We start from the raw sequence: 1,267 nt of genomic DNA, 5'->3' as shown, positions 1-1,267 counted from the left end.
TGGACTTCCCCCACTTCAGTGGACACGCATCGCTAACCGCTATGGAGGTGAACGATGCCGGCAATGAATACGGGGAAGAAGACTCAAAAGTATTCGGTTGAATTCAAGGTCAAAGCTGTCCAGTGGAGCCATCAGTCCCACCGAAGTGTCAAAGGCGTAGCCGAAGCGCTGGATATTCACCCCTTCATGCTGTCACGCTGGCGCAAGGAATACCGGGAAGGGAAATTTGCCATGAGCAAGCCGAAGGCGCCGCCAGACGCCAAGAAGCAACTGAAAGAACAGGATGAGATCAACCGTCTCAAGCGCCGAGTCGCTGAGCTGGAAGAGGAGAATGACATCTTAAAAAAGTGGCAACGTTTCCAGGCGGAAGCACGCAGGAAGCCTTCCGGTTCGTCTGGAAACACCGGGAACGATACTCCGTAAAGGCGCTGTGCCGTCATTTGAAGGTCTCTCGGTCAGGCTACTATGCGTGGTTGCATCGCAAGCCTAGTCAGCGAGCAGTGCAAAATGCAGAGCTGTTGGGCCACATTCACCGAATCTACACCGCTAGCCATCATCGCTACGGTAGCCCCAAGGTTTACCAGGCACTCCGTCGCGAAGGGATAGTGGCCAGCGAAAATCGGATCGCGAGGCTGATGCGGGAATGGGGCATGAAAGCTCGTGTGAGTCGCGTGTATCGCCGTTTGCTCAAACGCCGGGAGGAGTTGAAGGCTCTCCCCAATCACCGCTTGGTGGAAGCGAAGCCGGTCGGCATCGATCAGCAGTGGAGCAGTGATGTCACCTATATCAGGCTGGGGCGACGCTGGGTGTATCTAGCGGTAGTGTTGGATCTGTACTCGCGCCGGGTGATTGGCTGGCAACTGGCGGAACGCTTGGATGGTGATTTATCCCGGGGAGCGCTGAGACAGGCATTCACTTCGCGGCAACCGGCACCAGGACTACTGCTTCACACGGATCGAGGTGTTGAATATCGCGCACGAAAAACCCAAGCGTTGCTACAACGCCACCAAGTACGCCACAGCATGAACCGCCCAGGCCAATGTACCGACAATGCCGAGGTTGAGTCCTTCTTCAAGACATTGAAGGGCGAACTGTTACACGCCACCAGCTTTGTGACCATCCGCCAATTGCGAAAACATATAAGGAATTACATCGATAGATTCTACAACACCCAGAGGCTACACAGTGGCCTTGGTTATCAGACTCCGCGAGAGTTTGAGGCCGTCATGTGAGAATAGAGCGTGTCCATTTTTTTGGGGGAGCATCA

The 1,267-nt window shown here is 54.7% G+C and carries 1 protein-coding gene; it reads left to right on the top strand.

Translation table 11 applies throughout. The features are described from left to right. Positions 1–54: 54 nt before the first annotated feature. A protein-coding gene (locus L861_RS24035) for an IS3 family transposase (RefSeq protein WP_144062932.1) occupies positions 55–1,232 on the top strand; the annotation gives its coding sequence in 2 pieces (ribosomal slippage) (positions 55–348 and positions 351–1,232; 1,176 coding nt in all). Positions 1,233–1,267 lie beyond the last annotated feature (35 nt).

Origin of the sequence: Litchfieldella anticariensis FP35 = DSM 16096 (assembly GCF_000409775.1) — a bacterium.
Taxonomy (GTDB): Bacteria; Pseudomonadota; Gammaproteobacteria; order Pseudomonadales; family Halomonadaceae; genus Litchfieldella; species Litchfieldella anticariensis.
Note: the sequence above shows the minus strand (reverse complement) of the source record. Positions and strands in the feature narration are given on the sequence as shown.